A 17,378-nucleotide genomic window follows, 5' to 3' on the forward strand; every position below is an offset into this window, starting at 1 on the left:
CCCCCACCCCACTTCCCGCCGATCTTGCACTTGCGGCCCCCGGTACACCCCTTGCGCTCCTTCTGTGCGGGCCTCAAGTGCATGATCGCCGAACGGAGAGGGTTGCTTTGGCAGGTCTCCATCGATCGCGGCGGCGGAGGTGGTTGCCGCGGGTCGTCGCCGCCGGCGTGATGGCGGTGCTGGTCGGTGCCGTCGCCGCGGTGGTGTCGACGCCCGCCGCCGCGGCGACGGTCCAGCGCTGACGACACGACGCACAGGCCCCGCCCGGACGCCCCCGACACTCACGGACGACGGCCCACGCCGAAACACTGAGCGGCCCACGACCAGGAACGGATGGAACTGGAAGGGGACTCGGCGCACAGCCGAGCCCGCCCAGGTCACGCACCACGCACCGCCCACGGTCGCTCTCCGGCCGAGCGCGACCGATTCGCGCCGTGCCCCCGGCAGGCCACATTGCGGTGTTCGGTATCTGACAGAACGTGACCACGCAGAGAAATTCTTGAATATTCTGGGTTCCGACGCCGCGGATCCCGACGCTGGTTCCGGTCGGCCGCCACCTCCCCACCTTCCGTCCACTGCGGACATGACCAGAGGGGGCCCTTCCATGACTCGACCTCATCCCGCAGGTCCGCCCGATCCCGGCGCCGGCCCGTTCACCCGTCGCCTGATGCTGCGCATCGGTGGCGTGCTCGGCCTGGCCGCCACCGGCGCGGCCCTCTCCGGCGCGGCCGCCGCCGCGCCGAGCGGGGACGCCACCCCCACCGACGCGCCAGACCCCGCCGGCGACTTCGGACGCCCACCCACGGCCGACGCCCGACGCCGGCAGCTGCGCCGCGGCTCAGCCGCCACCGACACCACGGTACGCGCCGAGCGGGGCACCGCCACCGGAGCGGACCCGACGTCCGCCCGCGGCGCCCGCCTCCAACCGGGCACCACCACCATCGACACCACCCCACTCAGCCGCCGTAGCGCGCCCTGGCCGGTGGAGGACTGACGACCATGCAGCTCCACTTCCGCAACAGCTACGGCCCCCGGATCTGGGTCGCCATCATGTACTACGACACCGGCTGCAACAGCTACGGCTCGCCGTGGGCAACCCGCGGCTGGTGGGCCATCGACTACGGCGCCTCGGCCTATGTCCTCAACACCAACAACCGCTACGCGTACTTCTACGCCGAGGCCGCCGACGGCGCCGTCTGGACCGGGCCCTACGGCCCGATCTACGTCCCCCAGAGCGCCTTCAACCTCTGCGAGAACATCGGCCAGACCGGCGCGCGGATCGTCGGACTCCGCGAGGTCTACATCCCCAGCGACAGCCATACGGTCAACCTCGTCCCCTGACCTGCCGGGCGTCGCACAGGGCCCGCCGGTTCACCGTCACGCCGAGCACGAGTTGCCCGCCCGGAACCCGGGCGGGTTCCTCGCCCGTCAGGAGTTGCGCACCGAGCATCGGCGCGGCCGACCTTTATGGCCAAGCTCGACGCCGCCCGCCTACGCCCCGGCCGGTAGCATGTACGCCCATGGCGGTCCGCATCGACGTTGAGGCTTTCGGCGAATCCATCCCCACCGAAGTGGGTGAGGAAGCGGCGCGGCTGCTGTCCGCCGGCAGCGTCGGTGACCTGGAATCGGTCGGCGGTGGCGTCCAGGCGGTGGTACACGACCGCGAAGCCGCCTTCCAACCCTGGATCGGCATCGTCGACGGGATCTTCATCGGCGACTGCGAGTGCGGAACGGCCAACGGCGTCCTCTGCGCGCACGCGGTCGCGACAGCGTTGACCGCGTTCGACGCGGGTATCGCCTTCTCCGGCGCCGCGACTCCACCCGGCGCCGTCGAGGTCGAGCCCGACCACGCCCACTACCTTGAGGCAGCGCAGCGGCTGGCGCCACGGCAGCTGACGAACCTGGTGGCGGGATACGCGGAACGTGACCGTCTCTTCGCCACCCTGTTGCTGGCCGAGGCCGGCATGCTCCACGCCGCGGACCAGTCGGGGCTCGACGACTTCCGGGCCGCCATCCGGGAGGCGTCGAACGCCACCACCGGCAGCAGGTGGCAGATCTCCGACGTGGAGGCCGCCGGCAACAGCCTTGCCGCCGAGGTCGAGATCCTGACCGCCCGGCCAGCGACCCCCGCCATGCTCGACCTGGTCGAGGAGGCCATCCTCGTCTGGGACGAGTTGTCCGGCCACCTCCGCGACGCCTACCACATCACCCGCACCGAGCCGGAAGACATCACCGAACCACTCGTCGGAGCGCACCGCGACCTGTGCGAACGCCTCGACCTCGACCCGGACGAGATCGCGGACCGGGTGGACCGGCTCGTCGAACGCTGCCACCACGACACCATCGACGTCGACGTGTACGCCGACCTCCTCGGCGAACACGTACCCGCGATCAACAGGTCCCCCCGCCGGTAGCAGCCACGTTCGACGCTGTCGGCAAGCCTGCTGATCCACTCGCGGGACACGTCGGCGTCGTGAACGTCGGCCAGATCACCCTTGGCGCGGCTGGCTCACACCGAGAATGTTGCCTTCGCTGTCTTTGAACCAGGCACCGCGCATCGTCGCAAACTCGGCAATGCCGTTGACCGTCTTGAGACCAGGGAGATCGTACTCTTCGAACGTCACGCCACGCCCTTGGAGGTCCACCATCTCGGCGTCGAGGTCGGCGACTATCCAGGCCGCCAACGTGTGCGGGGCCTGCCCGGCGTTGGAGGTGGGATAGACGAAGAACTGCGCTCCACCAGACTCGAAATGGACGGCGTCCTCGGTTGCCCGCGAGACGGTCAGGCCGAGGGTGTCGCGATAGAAGCGCTTGGCCCGTTCCAGGTCGCTCGCTGGAATGGCCGCCTGCACCGGTGCGTCTGCCAACATGATGGCTCACCTCCTGCGACAGCGTAGCCAGCACCGGGCCGACATGCTTCCGCTTTGTCCAACTTGCGGCACCGCCGTGGCCGCTTCGGAACCCGCCGCATGCCAGCTTCGCCCCGCCGACACCCGGTGTTCCCGGTGGGGCGCTCACCCAGCTCCCCGCGACGTACCGGCGCAAGATCCTCGTGCGGTCGACGGCGCCGGAGCCACAGACGAACTCCCTGAACACCTGGAGCAGACGAACCGGCTGTGGCGCACGGTGACGTTCACCGTCGGGTGGACGATCACCGCCGCCGAGCGCGAAGTGACGGGCACCTGTCATACCATAGGCCGGCGGCGATGCGATGCGGCCGAGCGCCGCGTCCAGCACCGGCGGCGCTCCGATCGAGGACGTGGCAGTGCTGCACGCACACTCCTGGCGGCGCGGCGAAGGAGTATTCGGCGGTGGATCGACTTGTGGCAGTCCACGGCATCGGCCTGGTCGAGGCGGACACACCGATCGTGTACGCCGACGACCCTGGATTGCTGCGCGGCGACGGGGTGTTCGAGGCGTGGCTCCTCGCCGCCGGACAGCCCGTCCTGCTACCCGCCCACCTGGACCGGTTGCACCGGTCGGCACTGAGCCTAGAGCTGGCGCTTCCGGAACTCGACGCACTGCGCACCTTCGTCCTCGACGTCGCGGCAGCCTGGCCCCGCGATGTCGAGGCCGTCCAACGCCTGGTGTGCACCCGGGGACGGGTCGGCACCGGCCGCCCCACCATCTTCACCACCGTGGAGCCCGTGCCACACTGGACGTCGATCAATCGGCAGCGCGGCCTCCGTCTCGTCACGGGCACCGTCGGGTTCCCGGTCCAGGAACGTGCGACCGCACCGTGGCTGCTGGGCGGTGTGAAGTCCCTGTCGTACGCCGTGCACACCGCCAGCCAGCGGTGGGCTGCCAACCGGGGCGCCCAGGAGATGCTCTGGCTCAGCTCCGACGGCTACGCGCTGGAGTGCCCCAGCTTCAACCTGGTCTGGATCCGGTCCTCGACCATGTTCACCGTACCGAGCTGGTCGGGCATCATCGCTGGAACGACGGCGGGCGCGCTCATCACGCAGGCGCCCGCGCTCGGCCTGGCCAGCGACGAGGCACTGGTGACCCCCGAGGAGCTGGCGCGCGCGGACGGCGTGTGGCTGACCGGATCGCTGAGCGGAATCCTGGCCGCCACCGAACTCGACGGACGTCCGCTGACGCGGTCCCCCCTGCTCGCCGAGGCCAGGCGGCTGATCGGCTATCCGGGGAGCTGACGGGCCGGCCGACGTCAGAGCACCGGTTCGACCGTGCGGATCTCCTCGCTGAGCAGGTACTCGTGGGGGTCCAGGCCCATCGCGATACGCTCCGGCGAGCGCCAGTAGTCGGCGTTGGCCGCCTCGAACGACTGCGGACCGGGGTGCGACACGACCCAGATGTGCTGCTGCCGCTCGGCGTCGACCCAGGACCCTGAGATCTCGAAGCCGAAGCGTCTGCGCAGTGGCACGACGAGCGTCCGCCAGGCCTGCACCCACGCGTCGAGCCGCCCCGGTCGAGCGGTGTAGATCCGTAGTTGCGTCGTCACATCCCACCGCCGGCTCGGCAAACCATATCGAAACTCGGGACCCCGACGATACGCCGACCGGGCATAGCGCCAGGCGATGCCGGTGCGGTTGACGTAGATGATGGCGTTGAAGATTTCGCGTAGGTCGTGGGTGGGTGCGCGGCCGCTGACGCCGACGTCGGTGCGGGCCTGTCGCCAGGCTGTCAGGCGGGGTGCGATCAGGGCCCAGCGGGCGTCGGACAGGTCGGAGGGATAGGCTCGCCGTGCGGTCATGGTGGAGGCGTACGGCGTCCGGGGCCGGCTCGATGGACGTGATGTCCGCCGATGTCGGGCGAGAGTGAACCAGACACGATCGCGGGGCGAAGTGCGCCGGTTCTGGTCAGGGCGGAGCTAGGCAAGATGTGTGCGTTCCAGGTCAGGCCTGGCATTTCGCCCTGCCGAGGCCAGGCGTGAATCGACCGCTACTGACGCGAAGGTGAAGCAAACGTCCAGTGAAAAGGGTGTTTGAGAACATGGTCACGCCCACTGAGAGCATGGAAGCGCTCTCCTCCGCCCTGGACCCCGTCGCCGTATGGACCGATGGTCGGCTGGGCGCGCCCGGCACCAAAACGGCATCCGGCCTGATCCTGACCGGTACCCGCTGGACGGTCGCCTGCGTGGTCGACACTCGCCATGCCGGTGCCGATGCCGGCGAGGTCCTCGGCGTCGGACCGCTCGGGGTGCCCGTGGTGCCGGATTTCGCCGCCGCCCGACGGGCCGGTGCCCGCAGCGTGGTGGTCGGCGTCAACTCGATGGACGCGAACACCGTCGTGCCCGCCCGGCTGAAGACCTTCGCCGTCGACATGGTCGGGCACGGACTCAACGTCATCTGCAGCACGCACGCCCGGCTGAACGACGATCCCGAGCTGGTCCGGTTGGCCGTCGCCGCCGGTGTCGAGCTGGTCGACGTCAGGGTCGACGGCCCTCGGGAGACGTTGTCGGCCGACCTGTCGGTCGACGCGACCGTGCTGCTGACGACCGGCACCGACTGCGCCGTCGGAAAGATGACGACCGCCCTGGCGGTACACCGCGAGGCGCTCTCCAGGGGCATGCGCAGCGCCTTCCTGGCAACCGGACAGATCGCGGCCATGTGTGGCGCCGACGCGGTGGTGCAGGTCGACCGCATCTTCGCGGACTTCATCACCGGGGCCGTGCAGCATGCCGTGCACCGGCTGGCCAGCGCGGGGCACGAACTCGTCGTCGTCGAGGGCCAGGCGGCGACCCTGCACCGCGTCTACGGCGGCAACGCGGTCAACCTCCTCTACGGAGCCGCCCCCGACGCGATCATCATGTGCCACGACACCGACCGTCAGGTCCGGGCGATGTTTCCCGGACTGCCGGTCCCACCGGTGACCGACGAACTCCAGACGGTCGCGGACCTCGGTCGCCGAGTCGGCATCCCGGCCACGCTGGCCGGGTTCTCGGTATTCGGTGGCAAGCCCTTCCACGAGGGGAATCGCTACGCCGTGCCGGTGGTCAACACCCGTGCCCCCGGCGGTGCCGCCGTCCTGCTGGACTCCGTCCTGCGGCTGACCCGGCACACCGAGCGCGGCCGGCGCTGAGGGCTCAGTGCTGCGCGGACGAGTCGTCCGGCATGGGAAGCAGGTGCGACTGCCGCTCGTCTGCGGACAACTCCCGGAACACCCGGAGCCGGGCCCGGCTCCGCAGGTCGTCGAGGTCGGGCTGGACCGGCCAGAGCCGGGCCGACTTGTCCAGTGACGCGGTGAGCAGCGTCCGCCCGTCGGTCGACCACGCGACCGACGTCACCCGGTCCACGTGTACGCCGACGACCTGCGGCTCCGCGTCGTCCTGCGCGCTCCATACCCGTACGGTGCGGTCGTAGGAGCCGGTAGCGATCTGGTCACCGGTCGGCGACCAGGCGACGGCCCGTACCCGCCCCTCGTGGCCTTCGAGCGTCCGGACGTGCCGACCGGTCCGGGGCTCCCAGATTCGGCAGGTCCAGTCGGCCGAGCAGGTGACGACGGACTGTTCGTCCGGCGACCAGGCCACGCCGTCCACCCAGTTGTGGTGTCCGCGGAGGACGGCGAGCTCCTCACCGGTGGAGCTGTCCCAGACCCGGGCCGTACGGTCGTCGGAGGTCGTGGCGATCATGCGCCCACTCGGCGACCACGCGAGACGTACCACCCAGTCGGTGTGGCCGCGCAGTTGCAGCAGCCGGCGTCCGGTCGTGGCGTTCCAGATCGAGGCCGTGCCGTCCCGACAGGCCGTGGCGATCCGCGTGTTGTCCGGGGCCCACACGAGACCCTCGCAGATCGTCTCCTCGCCCAGCCGGAGGTACGGCTGGACGCTACCCGTGTGCCAAAGCTGCACCGAGCCGTCGTTCGAGCACGAGCCGAGGCGTTGACCGTCGGGGGCCCAGGCCACGCCCCAGACCGTGCCGGTGTGCCCGGTGAAGGTGCTGACCGCTCCGGACGCCACGCTCCAGACCCGGACTGATCCGTCATCCGAGGCGGTCGCGACCCGGGCCCCGTCTGGCGCCCACACCGCTGCGCGAAGCCCGCCGGTGTGCCCGGTGAAAGACTGTCGTTCGGCGCCGCGCGGCAGTATCGACCAGACGCGGGCGGTGTGGTCGCTGGAGGCGGAGGCGAGCGCGGTACCGTCGGGCGACCAGGCCACGCCCCACACAACGTCCTCGTGTCCGCGTAGTGCCGCGATCTCCCGGGCGTCGCTGACGTCCCAGATCCGTACGGTGCGGTCGCTGGAGGCGGAGGCGAGCGACCGACCGTCGGGCGACCAGGACACATCCCAGACGAAGTCGGTGTGCCCGCGGATCAGCAGCAGTTGGCGACCGTCGGCGACATCCCAGATCCGGATCGTCTGGTCGCCGGAGGCTGTGGCGAGCCGCTGTCCTTCCGGGCACCACGCCAGGCCTTCGATGAAGTCGGTGTGCCCCCGCAGCACCGTCTGCTGCTGGCCACTGGTGAGATCCCAGACGATGGCGGTGCGGTCGTGCGAGGCCGAGGCGAGCAGCGCGCCCTCCGGCGACCAGGAAAGACCGTAGACGTCGCCGGTGTGCCCGCGCAGCGTGGCGATCTGTTCGCCCGTGTCCGTCCGCCACACGTGGATACGGTGATCCTGGGCGCCTGCGGCGACGTACCCGCCGTCCGGCGACCAGGCCACGCCGCGGATCATGTCGCCGGCGCCGTAGAGAGTCGGCGGCAGCTCGTCCGCGCCCACCCGCCACAGCTTCACCGTACGGTCCCGGGCACCGCTGGCGACCCGGTGCGAGTCGGGCGCCCATGCGATGGCCTCCACCATGGCGTCGTGACCGGTGAACTCGGCGATCGTCCGGCCGGAGTCCGGATCCCACACCCGGGCGGACCTGTCCCGGGAGCCGGTGGCGATCAGGCGGCCGTCCGGGGACCACGCGATCGAGCGAACGGTGTCGGTGTGTCCGGCGAGCACCCGACGCAGGTGGCTGAAGGCGAGCGCGGACATGAGGGCGCGTCCGATCAGCGGCGTGACGGGTGCCTCGGCGATCGCCGCGATCGAGAGCAGGATCGACAGTTCCGGAAACCGCTCCGCGTTGGCGAGGACGTAGCGGCCGATGTTCTCCGACACGCGACGCAGGAAGGCGATGTCCCGGCGCTTCGACTGCTGGATCAGGGCCCGGACCACGTCGCTCGCCTGGCCGAGTGCCTCCAGGCCGGCGAGCCACTGCTCGGCCAGCACCAGCCGCTGCCCGGTCAGCAGGTAGTCGTCGCTTCGCCCGGAGTGCTGCCAGTCGGCGGCCCACCGCTCCAACTCGGAGCGCCGACGTAGGTGCTCGGCCCGCGTCTCGACCTCCTGCCGCAGCGGCGCCCAGAGTCGGAACAGTGCCTCGTGCGCCACCTCGACGACCGGTTCGCCGTCCTGCATCTTGCTGACCAGCAGCCTCGCGTCCACGAACGCGGCGACGATACGGCGCTGCTCGGGGCTCAGCTCCCGCAGCCGCACCGGCCGCCTGGTCGCCTCGCCGGAGTCGAGCGAGACGAACCGGAGGAGGGTCGTCAGGATCGGGGCGATGCCGCCTTCCCCGCGTAGCTCGGTGACGGCCTGGTCCGCCTGCCGGGTGAGTGCGCCACCGACCCCGCCGGTGCCGAGGTAGGCGTTCAGGCTCACCGTGGCTCCCGGCCTGACCTCGAAGAAGAGTTCCTGCAGCAGGTACGCCAGCAGCGGTAGCGCGTCGGTCGTGCCGACGTCGGCGGTAATCCGGTTGACAACCTTCGGCTCGAACGCCATGCCGGCGATCCGGGCCGGCTCCTCGATGATCGTGGTGAGGTACTCCGTCTTGATGGCACCGACCGCGACGGGATTCTGGAACAGCGCCGCCTTGTCGCTGTCGAGGAACTGCGTCAGGTACTCGATGCGCATGCTGGCGATCACCGACAGCCGGGAGTCGGCGTGCAACAGGCGCTCGACGACCTCGAGGAAGAGCTGCCGATCGCTCTCGCCGGCGAGCGTGAACAGCTCCTCCAACTGGTCGATCACCAGGAGCACGTGGCCGAACCGGCGTCCCAGTCCTCGACGGATCTCGGCGACGTAGTTCGCCGCTCTGGCCGGATTCTGTCGCATCGCCCGGACGATGACCGGCGTGGCGACGGGCTCCGGGAGCGACTCGGCGATGGCGTTGGCCAGGTTTCCCACCGGTGCGCTGCCCGGGTTGACCATGGGCAGGGTGATCCATCGCCGCGTCTTGAGCATCGGAACGACACCCGCCTGCACCAGCGAGGACTTTCCGCTGCCGGATGCGCCAACCACCACCAGCAGCCGTTCCCGGGGATCTGCCGAGGCGGCGAGCATCCGCCGGACGATGTCCGAGACCTGCTGGTCCCGGCCGAAGAAGACGGCGGAGTCCTCCTCCCGGTAGGGCTCCAGACCGGGATACGGCGGCCGCTGCGGATCCCAGTCGGAGCGTTTCGCCTTCGGATTCGTCACGACATGGAGAACGATCTGCCCGATGACGAGTAGCACCACGATGGCGACGAACGCCGGGATCGCCACGGACTGGAGAAACCGCAGATAGGTGGGCGGTTCACTCAAATTGGTCAGATAGTTGCCGGTCAGACCGAGCAGGCTCGTCGCCAAAATCAGCGCGACGTTGAGATACAGCGCAAGTGCACGTTGTCTCTTCACGCCGACTCCGAGTCCAACACATCGTGTCCCGGCGGCGAAGCCCGCGCCACCGTCGTCAGCGCTCGGGGAGCCGAGAATGCGTACGCCCCCCACATGCTATCGCCTCGATGCAGCCCCGGCGCAAGACGACACCGGCAGCCGGCCGATCCTCGTCGACGCTCCCCGTACGACCCGCAGGTGCCACTGTGGAGCTGCCGTCTCCACGGCGGGTGGCGGACCATTGCCGCCATCACCGACAAGGTCGTCGAGGAAATCGTCAAGTGGCACGGCGTCGCGTCGGGCGGCAGACCGTGTCAGCGTGCGAGCCTGCCGGTGTGTCGGGACCGGCATCGCCGGCCGAACTCGGCCAGGACGGCCAAGTCCAGTGGGCTGCGGGCGGTGTGCTGTTCAAAGTGCCATTGGACGCCGAGCACGAATCGGTGTGGCCGGTCGACGGTGATGGCTTCGACTGCGCCGTCGGGTGCGACCGCTTCGATGTCGACGGTGTCTGGCAACCGGGTCACGACCTGCGAGTGTTGGGAGTTGACCAGAAACTGGTCACCGGGTGGGAGACCGGGCAGATCGGCCAGGAGGCCGCCAGGTGTGAGGGTGATCGAGTGGGCCGGCCCCCACCTGTCGTCGCTTCCATCGGCTAGTCGCCGGTGACTGTCAGAGGGATCGGTGTCGCGCAGCTGTCCGCCGCTGTGCACGGCGATTTCCTGCATGCCCCGACAGCTGCCCAGCACCGGCAGGTCGGGCAGGTGCACGGCGGCGGCGAGCAGCGCGCTGGCGACGGCATCGCGCGCACGGTCGTACTCGCGGCTCGGCTGAATCGGCGCGGCTGCATCGAACCCGGCTGGGTGCAGGAAGGTAGGACCACCGGGCAGCACCAGGCCGTCGAGGACGGACAGGACCGCGCCGGCCGTGTCCGGCTCGGTGGCCGGGATCAGGACAGCGGCAACGCCAGCGTGGCGAGCGAGTTGGCTGACGACAGTCCTGTTGACCTGAGAGTAGGTAGTGCCGGTGGCGCTTTGATTGCTACAGGCAAGCACACCGACGACGGGCCTGGTGCGTGCTGGTGTTCTCACGTGGTCAGCCTCTCGCCCAGGTACAGAGGTTGGTCACTCGCGCGTCGATGTCGGTCAGTGCAGCTTACGACGGACGGCGGCGACGTGCGGCAGCCGGCGGAGGAACAGTAGACCGCAGCGACGAGGCTGGGACGGTCGAACGCCGGAGCCACCCACGGGCATCGACGATTCATCTATCATCGATGTGGCGGTGCCAGACGGGTAGATCGGGACGCGAAGAAGCCCCCTTTTGTGCAACGCATCGGGCGAGATGAGGATCAGATGTGGTCATCGCAATCCCGAGAAGGACCAGATCCGCAGCGACAGGAACCGGCTGATCCGGCACCGGAGCAACGGCGCAAAGCCCGGCAGATGGCGGCGGACATTCTCCACACCGACGTGGAGCTGCGCGCGCAGAAAGAAACAGCGAAGGATCACGGAAAGTGGGAATCTGCCGGTCGGGCCGTCCTGTTCGATGATTACAGCGCGATCCGACTCATGGATCAGATTCCGTCCCCCGACGGGTTTCAACTGAGAGCCCGGCTGCGCGCCGGAGACGACGACATCATCGTCTGTCGGCCACGGCCCCCATCCGGTTTCGACGATTACTACTCGGGACGTCTTCGGCTGGGTGACCCGGCATGGCTGCATCCCGACTCCGAGACGGATCTGTGCACGGCGGTCTGGAACGACAGCCGCACGTCGGCCGCCCTGGTCGAGGCCGCTCGCGGTGGAGCCTATCTGCATCCCTACCACGCGTCCGAGGCGGCGTGGCGGCTCGCTGAGCGCCTGTCCCGTGCGGCGCACCGATCGGTGCCAGTGCTCGGGCCGCCTCCCCGGTTGTGCCAGTTGGCGAATGACAAGTCCTGGTTCCTCAGCATAGCCGCGGAGCTGCTCGGCGCCGAGGCGATCCCCCGGCTGCGGGTGACGCGCCGCTTCGCCGATTTCCCGGCCGTGGTCCAGGAAATCTCCCGGGTCTCGCCCAAGCTCGCCGTACGAATACCAGATTCGGCTGGCGGTCTGGGAATGCGTGTCTTCGCCACCGACACTCTGCGTCGACTCAACCGGCAGGCTCTCATCGCCTGGGCCGCCGACGTATACCGCGGCCTGGGAATACGAGACGGTTCACCCGTGCTGGTGACCAGCTGGGAGGAAACACTCGCCTCGCCCAGCATCGAGGTCAGGATAGCGCCGGGGGAAGCAGCGGCACCGATTTGTGGCCGCGTCATCGACCAGGTTTTCACGGACGCCGAACGATCCCAGTTCGGCGGCGGCGTCGCCGGCACACTTCCACACGAGATCGTGCACCGCTTGCGCAGCCACGCTTCGACGGTCGCGGCACTTCTCCAAGGACTGGGATACGTCGGACGCCTCTCGTTGGATTTCATCGTCACCGGCAGGTCCTTTGCGGACGCAGACGTCCGGGTCGTCGACTGCAATGCCCGGTGGAGCGGTGGCTCGGTGCTGGGAGCCATGTTGGACCGCCTCTTTCCCCACCACAGGCCGCTACCGTACGCCTTCGGCTTCCTGCGGCATCCACAGCTTCGCGCAATACCATTCCACGTCCTGATCGAACGGCTGGAAGACAGGCTCTGGAATCCGTCCACCGGGCGCGGCGATTTGCTCGTGCACAACGTGGGTCATCTCGCGTCGTCCGGGCGCGTCGACATCGTGGTACTTGCTGACAATTCCGAAACGGCCCGGTGCCAGTTGGAAGACCTGTCCCGAGCGGTGGCGGACGGAGCCGCTGCACTGCTGCATCGTTAGATCGTCCAGTGCTCGATCTTCGTGCTCGATCTCACTCGCACAATCACAACCAATCATGTTGCCAGTTGGAGGTCTTCCAGAAACGCCAGGTAAGCCATCGACAGATCTCCAGATTGTGCCGGTGCGAAGTATTCATGGGAAGTCGTGGAGGGGCCGGCAGTAGCCGGTCTTGGTTTCGATTCGTCAGAGGATTTCGATCCCGGCTGTCCGTTTCGGTCTGACCGTTTCGTCTCTCCGGGTGGCGGGTCGCGGCGCCGACACGGCCACCGGCGCGCTGCGGCGCCTGCGGGCCGCCCCGATGCGGACACGCCGGATGCGGCTGGAACGCGCCGCACCCGACGACACCCACTGGCTGGCCGAACTGCTCAACCGCCATCCGGTCATCTAACCGGGTGTGGGTTATGCCGCCGGCACCAGGGCGGCGACCAACTCGGCGAGGGATCAGCCGCGAAGGCCGACGATGAACGACGACCAGGCGTCCCGGTCGAAGAGGAGCGCAGGGCCACCCGGGTCCTTGGAGTCCCGCACCGCCAACGCGTCGAAGAGTTCGGCCACCTCGACACAGTTCGAATCGTTCGCACCGCTTCGGCTGCTCTTCCGCCAAAAGATCTGCGCCGGATCCAAGGGGGTCATCGGTAGCCCTCCAAAGGTTGGACTCAGTCCGGAACCTCGGCAGCAATCCGCGCAAGGAGGTCCGCAGACTGGTCAGGGTCGAGCGCCTTGGCCCGAAGGTGGTCGAACATGAGTCTATAGCGGGCTACCTGACGGTCCTCTTCGAGCAACAGGGTGCTGGTGTCGTTGCTAAGGGCGTCGCAGTGGTCCGAGTCCGACTTTCACCACGACCTGGCGGCCATGCTCGACGGGCCGACGCGTCCGAACGGGTCCGGGCCGCCATCGCGCACGCGCTGGCGAAGCCGGCCGCCCTCTCGTCGTACGTCAATTCCCTGGTCTGTCCCGGGCCGACGCCTGGAACCACGTCGAGCCGGTGTTCTGCGGCCGGGTCGGCCCCGACGGCGAAGTCTGCATGGACGTCACCGGGCATCCCGGCTTCCACAGCGCTGCCGGCATCGGCGGGCTCTGCTGGGGCGACGGGGACGGCGAGGCGGGCCGGTGACGGCTCCGCCGCGCCCCTGCTGACCCTCGTTCCGGTGGGGGTGAGTCACACCAGCCGGGTGACCCGCTCCCACACCATCACTGTCAGAGGGTCAGCTTCCAGCGGCGACGTGCGGGCTGGCCATCGACGTCCCGGAGGCGGTGCGGGTGACCGTGTCGCCGCCGATGTACGCCGAGGTCACCTCCCCTGGCCTGCGCCCGGGACCGGCCCTGTCGCGCACGCCAGGCGACAGGAAGCGAGTTTTCCAAAGCGATACCGCCACATCATGGACACGCGGGCACCCTCGACGCTATCGACTCACGTCGATTTTTCCCTCGGGTTCTCGCTGTCTCCCGCCGCGTCGGCCTCGGCGGGCCGTGGACCCGCCTCGGGGTTGAGGGCGGCGGTGATCGCCTCGGCGGTGCGCCGGCCGACGCCGGGCACCTCCGTGATCTCCTCGGCCGACGCCGCCGCGAGCCGCTTGAGCGAGCCGAAGTGGCGCAGCAGCGCCTTGCGCCGCACCTCGCCGAGGCCGGTCACCGAGTCCAGCGCCGACTCCGTCATCCGCTTGGAGCGGCGCTGCCGGTGGAAGGTGATGGCGAACCGGTGCGCCTCGTCACGCACCCGTTGCAGCAGGTAGAGCCCCTCGGAGGTGCGCGGCAGGATGACCGGGAACTCGTCGTCGGGCAGCCACACCTCCTCCAGCCGCTTGGCCAGACCGCACAGCGCCACGTCGTCGATGCCCAGCTCGGCCAGCGCCTGGGCCGCCGCCGCGACCTGCGGCGCGCCACCGTCGACCACGACCAACTGCGGCGGGTACGCGAACCGGCGCGGCCGGCCCGTCGTCGGGTCGATGCCCGGCCGGTCCGGGTCGGCGGCGGTCTCCTCCCCCAGCTCGCCGGTCTCGGCGCGGACGTCGAGGTAGCGGGCGAAGCGGCGGCGCAGCACCTCCGACATGGCGGACAGGTCGTCGGTGGCGCCCCGGACGACGAACCGGCGGTACTCGCTCTTGCGGGGCAGGCCGTCCTCGAAGACGACCATGCTGGCCACCACGTCGGTGCCCTGGATCTGGGAGACGTCGAAGCACTCGATGCGCAACGGCGAGGTGCGCATGCCCAGCGCGTCGCTGATCTCGTCGAGGGCCTTGCCCCGGATGGTCAGGTCGCTGCCGCGTTTGAGCTTGTGCCGGGCGAGAGCATCCTTCGCGTTGCGCTCCACCGTCTCCAGCAGGGACCGCTTGTCGCCGCGCTGCGGCACCCGCAGCGACACCCGGCTGCCCCGCCGGCCGGTCAGCCAGTCGGCGAGCGCGTCGGCGTCGGCGGGCAGAGCGGGCACCAGCAGCTCGCGGGGCACGTCGGCCTCGCCCCGCTCGCCGCCGTAGACCTGGGTGCAGAAGTGGTGCACCAGGTCGCCGGGGGTCAGCTCCTCCGTCTTCTCCACCACCCAGCCGCGCTGGCCACGCACCCGGCCGTCGCGGACGTGGAAGACCTGGACGGCGGCCTCCAAAGGGTCGTCGGCGAAGGCGACCACGTCGGCGTCGGTGCCGTCACCGAGCACCACGGTCTGCTTCTCCATGGCCCGGCGCAGCGCCGCGACGTCGTCGCGCAGCCGGGCAGCCTTCTCGAACTCCAGCGCCTCGCTGGCCTCGGTCATCTCGCGTTCGAGCCGACGGACCATGGTGTCGGTGCGCCCGGCCATGAAGTCGCAGAAGCCGTCGACGATGCCCCGGTGCTCCTGCGCGGTGACGCTGCCGACGCAGGGGGCGGAGCACTTGCCGATGTACCCCAGCAGGCAGGGGCGGCCGACCTGCCCGGCCCGCTTGAAAACGCCGGCCGAGCAGGTGCGCGCCGGGAAGACCCGTAGCAGCAGGTCGAGCGTCTCGCGGATCGCCCAGGCGTGCGAGTACGGCCCGAAGTAGCGCACGCCCTTGCGCTTGGCCCCCCGCATCACCTGGAGCCGGGGGAACTCCTCGTCGAGGGTGACCGCGAGGTACGGGTACGACTTGTCGTCGCGGTAGCGGACGTTGAACCGGGGGTCGTACTGCTTGATCCAGGTGTATTCGAGCTGGAGGGCCTCGACCTCGGTGCCCACGGTGACCCAGTCGACCGACTCGGCCGTGGTGACCATCTGCTGGGTGCGCTGGTGCAGCCCCCACAGGTCGGCGAAGTAGGAGTTGAGCCTGCTGCGCAGGTTCTTCGCCTTGCCGACGTAGATCACCCGGCCGGTGCCGTCGCGGAACCGGTAGACCCCCGGAGCCTCGGGGATGGTGCCGGGTACGGGACGGTAGGTCGAGGGGTCAGCCACGCCTCGAAGACTAGCCGCCGACCCCGACACTCCAGAGGACGCCGAGCTGGTCGACCTCGCTGCCGGCGCGGCCGAAGAACCCGGCGAGCCGCCCGCCGGGCGGGGCGGTGAAGGTCACCGCGTCGGCGGTCGGGGTGCCCCCGGCCAGGACGCGGCCGAGGTTGGTGGTGAGCCGGGCCGAGAAGATCCGGGTGTGGCCGTCCTTCTTGCCCTGGGTGAGGGTGACCTGGTCGACGTACTCGCCGTCGGCCAAAGTCAGGCTGGCCGGGGTGCCGCCCGTGCCGCCGTGGGTGAGCGTGGCGCCGTCGGCGAGGCCTACACCGATCTGGTCGAGCCGGGAGCCGGCGCGCAGCGAGACGGTGGTGACCCGGGGGCCGACGGCGTCGAGGTCGGTGAAGGGGGTGCCGTGCGGGCCGCCCCAGGTGTCGCTGGCCCGCAGCCCGTCGGCGAGGCTCCAGGAGAACCAGGCGGCGTGCGGGTAGTGGTCGGACAGCGGCGCGCCGGCCGGGTCCAGGAACGAGGCGTTCTCGTTGTGGTAGCGGGTGAAGTCGAGGTCGATCAGCCGGTTACCCCGGTAGAGGATCTTGTCGACGACCTCGCAGGCGTTTGTGACGTTCGCCGGGTCGCAGGTCAGCGCCGGACTGCCGGCGGCCGGGGGCATCCCGCCGCGCTCCTGCTGCACCCACACGTCGGTGAGGCCGTTGGCGGCCACCAGGTCGCGGATGTTGTCGCCGGTGCGGGTGTAGCGGACGTTGAGGTCACCGGCCACGATCACCGCGTTGCCGGCGGAGTTCGCCTGGATGTACGCGGAGAGCTGGCTGACGTTGGACCGCCGGGCGGCGAGGTTCGGCTCGTCGCTGCCGGCGTTGGTGTGCACGTTGTAGAAGTCCACGTAGACCCCCTCGGCCAGCCGGATCCGCGACCGGCTGAAGCCCTTCGGGGTAAGGCAGTCGGTGCCGTTGCAGTCTTGCCAGCGCACCCGGACGAAGTCCGACACCGGGTAGGTCGACATCGTGTTGAGGCCGTCGCCGAAGGGCACTCCCCCGCTGGTGGGCGTGCGGTAAGGGTGCCGGTCGGTGGCGTACAGGTCGGCGTGGTAGTTGAAGTCCTCCTGGACGTGCACGATGTCGTAGGCGTTGACCCGCTCGCCGATGGGCCGGGTGTTTGTCGCCGGGTTGCCGCTCGACAGCAGCTCGGGCAGGCCGGCGACGTTGTAGGTGAGCACTGAGAAGCCGCCCGAGGCGGCGGGGGCGGGCGCGGCGACGGCCGGCGCGGACGGGGCTAGCAGGGCGGCCAGCAGCGCTACGGGCGCGAGCAGGCGGGTGGGTCTCATCCGACGTCCATTCTCGACAACGGGACCGGGGCGCGGCCGGCACCAGCAGCCCGGAGGGAGTCGAAGGTTATCGAACTCGTCCGACCGACTCAATACTCGCGGGTAACCGGCGTGCGACATGCTGATAGACGTCTTCCAATCTCGACGCGGGACGCTTACCATCCGGTAACTGAATGTTCTTCATGTAACGATCGCCACCCCCGCCCCCGTCATGATCCC

At 69.6% G+C, this 17,378-nt stretch carries 13 protein-coding genes and 2 pseudogenes; 7 read left to right on the forward strand and 8 right to left on the reverse strand.

The features are described 5' to 3' along the window. Positions 1-667 precede the first annotated feature (667 nt). The 3 genes from E1258_RS18200 (at position 668) to E1258_RS34945 (ending at position 2,414) form a co-directional block, all read left to right on the forward strand. Positions 668-994, forward strand: a complete 327-nt coding sequence (locus tag E1258_RS18200; RefSeq protein WP_132402600.1) for a hypothetical protein — start codon at positions 668-670, stop codon at positions 992-994. 5 nt (positions 995-999) lie between these two features. Continuing rightward, positions 1,000-1,341 (forward strand): DUF1036 domain-containing protein, encoded by a 342-nt coding sequence (locus tag E1258_RS18205; RefSeq protein ID WP_132402603.1) that lies wholly within the window; start codon positions 1,000-1,002, stop codon positions 1,339-1,341. Positions 1,342-1,520: 179 nt separating this feature from the next. Next, positions 1,521-2,414 (forward strand): hypothetical protein, encoded by an 894-nt coding sequence (locus E1258_RS34945; RefSeq protein WP_243715534.1) that lies wholly within the window; start codon positions 1,521-1,523, stop codon positions 2,412-2,414. 75 nt (positions 2,415-2,489) lie between these two features. Here E1258_RS34945 and E1258_RS18215 read toward each other — a convergent pair whose 3' ends face one another. Beyond that, positions 2,490-2,870, reverse strand: coding sequence for a VOC family protein (locus E1258_RS18215; protein WP_132402606.1), 381 nt, complete (start codon positions 2,868-2,870; stop codon positions 2,490-2,492). Between the two features lie 441 nt (positions 2,871-3,311). Between E1258_RS18215 and E1258_RS18220 the strand changes: the two genes are divergently transcribed. After that, positions 3,312-4,154, forward strand: a complete 843-nt coding sequence (locus tag E1258_RS18220; RefSeq protein WP_165949826.1) for an aminotransferase class IV — start codon at positions 3,312-3,314, stop codon at positions 4,152-4,154. 371 nt (positions 4,155-4,525) lie between these two features. On the opposite strand, the pseudogene E1258_RS18230 reads toward E1258_RS18220, so the two are convergent. Beyond that, positions 4,526-4,714, reverse strand: a pseudogene (locus E1258_RS18230) (transposase); the annotation flags it as partial. A 239-nt stretch (positions 4,715-4,953) separates the two neighbouring features. On the opposite strand from E1258_RS18230, the gene E1258_RS18235 reads away from it, so the two are divergent. Beyond that, positions 4,954-6,042, forward strand: a complete 1,089-nt coding sequence (locus E1258_RS18235; protein ID WP_132402612.1) for a DUF1611 domain-containing protein — start codon at positions 4,954-4,956, stop codon at positions 6,040-6,042. Positions 6,043-6,046: 4 nt separating this feature from the next. Here E1258_RS18235 and E1258_RS18240 read toward each other — a convergent pair whose 3' ends face one another. Both E1258_RS18240 and E1258_RS18245 read right to left on the reverse strand, forming a co-directional pair. After that, positions 6,047-9,616, reverse strand: a complete 3,570-nt coding sequence (locus tag E1258_RS18240; RefSeq protein WP_132402615.1) for an AAA family ATPase — start codon at positions 9,614-9,616, stop codon at positions 6,047-6,049. A gap of 293 nt (positions 9,617-9,909) precedes the next feature. Further along, complete coding sequence (locus tag E1258_RS18245; RefSeq protein ID WP_132402618.1) at positions 9,910-10,683, reverse strand: gamma-glutamyl-gamma-aminobutyrate hydrolase family protein; 774 nt, start codon at positions 10,681-10,683, stop codon at positions 9,910-9,912. 351 nt (positions 10,684-11,034) lie between these two features. Here E1258_RS18245 and E1258_RS18250 point away from each other — a divergent pair, with 351 nt between their 5' ends. Together E1258_RS18250 and E1258_RS33435 are read left to right on the forward strand one after the other, a co-directional pair. Continuing rightward, entirely contained in the window at positions 11,035-12,429 is a 1,395-nt protein-coding gene (locus E1258_RS18250) for a hypothetical protein (protein WP_132402621.1), read from the forward strand. A 238-nt stretch (positions 12,430-12,667) separates the two neighbouring features. Continuing rightward, complete coding sequence (locus E1258_RS33435; RefSeq protein WP_165949825.1) at positions 12,668-12,817, forward strand: hypothetical protein; 150 nt, start codon at positions 12,668-12,670, stop codon at positions 12,815-12,817. Between the two features lie 53 nt (positions 12,818-12,870). Here the strand turns inward: E1258_RS33435 and E1258_RS18255 are convergent, their stop codons facing one another. From E1258_RS18255 to E1258_RS18270, 4 genes and pseudogenes are all read right to left on the reverse strand, one after another. After that, positions 12,871-13,062, reverse strand: coding sequence for a DUF397 domain-containing protein (locus tag E1258_RS18255; protein WP_132402624.1), 192 nt, complete (start codon positions 13,060-13,062; stop codon positions 12,871-12,873). A gap of 23 nt (positions 13,063-13,085) precedes the next feature. Then, positions 13,086-13,235: pseudogene (locus E1258_RS35450) on the reverse strand (Scr1 family TA system antitoxin-like transcriptional regulator); the annotation flags it as partial. Positions 13,236-13,840: 605 nt separating this feature from the next. After that, positions 13,841-15,826 (reverse strand): excinuclease ABC subunit UvrC, encoded by a 1,986-nt coding sequence (uvrC, locus tag E1258_RS18265; RefSeq protein WP_132402627.1) that lies wholly within the window; start codon positions 15,824-15,826, stop codon positions 13,841-13,843. Between the two features lie 10 nt (positions 15,827-15,836). Next, positions 15,837-17,159 carry a jacalin-like lectin gene (locus E1258_RS18270; protein WP_132402629.1) on the reverse strand — a complete coding sequence of 441 codons (1,323 nt, stop codon included), beginning with the start codon at positions 17,157-17,159 and terminating at the stop codon, positions 15,837-15,839. Positions 17,160-17,378 lie beyond the last annotated feature (219 nt).

Source organism: Micromonospora sp. KC207 (assembly GCF_004348615.1).
Classification (GTDB): domain Bacteria; phylum Actinomycetota; class Actinomycetes; order Mycobacteriales; family Micromonosporaceae; genus Micromonospora.

Excerpts from the sequence above, each read along its gene's own strand:
- E1258_RS18200 (WP_132402600.1), top strand. The coding sequence starts at position 668 with ATGCTGCGCATCGGTGGCGTGCTCGGCCTGGCCGCCACCGGCGCGGCC.
- E1258_RS18205 (WP_132402603.1), top strand. The coding sequence starts at position 1,000 with ATGCAGCTCCACTTCCGCAACAGCTACGGCCCCCGGATCTGGGTCGCC.
- E1258_RS34945 (WP_243715534.1), top strand. The coding sequence starts at position 1,521 with ATGGCGGTCCGCATCGACGTTGAGGCTTTCGGCGAATCCATCCCCACC.
- E1258_RS18215 (WP_132402606.1), bottom strand. The coding sequence starts at position 2,870 with ATGTTGGCAGACGCACCGGTGCAGGCGGCCATTCCAGCGAGCGACCTG.
- E1258_RS18235 (WP_132402612.1), top strand. The coding sequence starts at position 4,954 with ATGGTCACGCCCACTGAGAGCATGGAAGCGCTCTCCTCCGCCCTGGAC.
- E1258_RS18250 (WP_132402621.1), top strand. The coding sequence starts at position 11,035 with ATGGCGGCGGACATTCTCCACACCGACGTGGAGCTGCGCGCGCAGAAA.
- E1258_RS18255 (WP_132402624.1), bottom strand. The coding sequence starts at position 13,062 with ATGACCCCCTTGGATCCGGCGCAGATCTTTTGGCGGAAGAGCAGCCGA.
- E1258_RS18270 (WP_132402629.1), bottom strand. The coding sequence starts at position 17,159 with ATGAGACCCACCCGCCTGCTCGCGCCCGTAGCGCTGCTGGCCGCCCTG.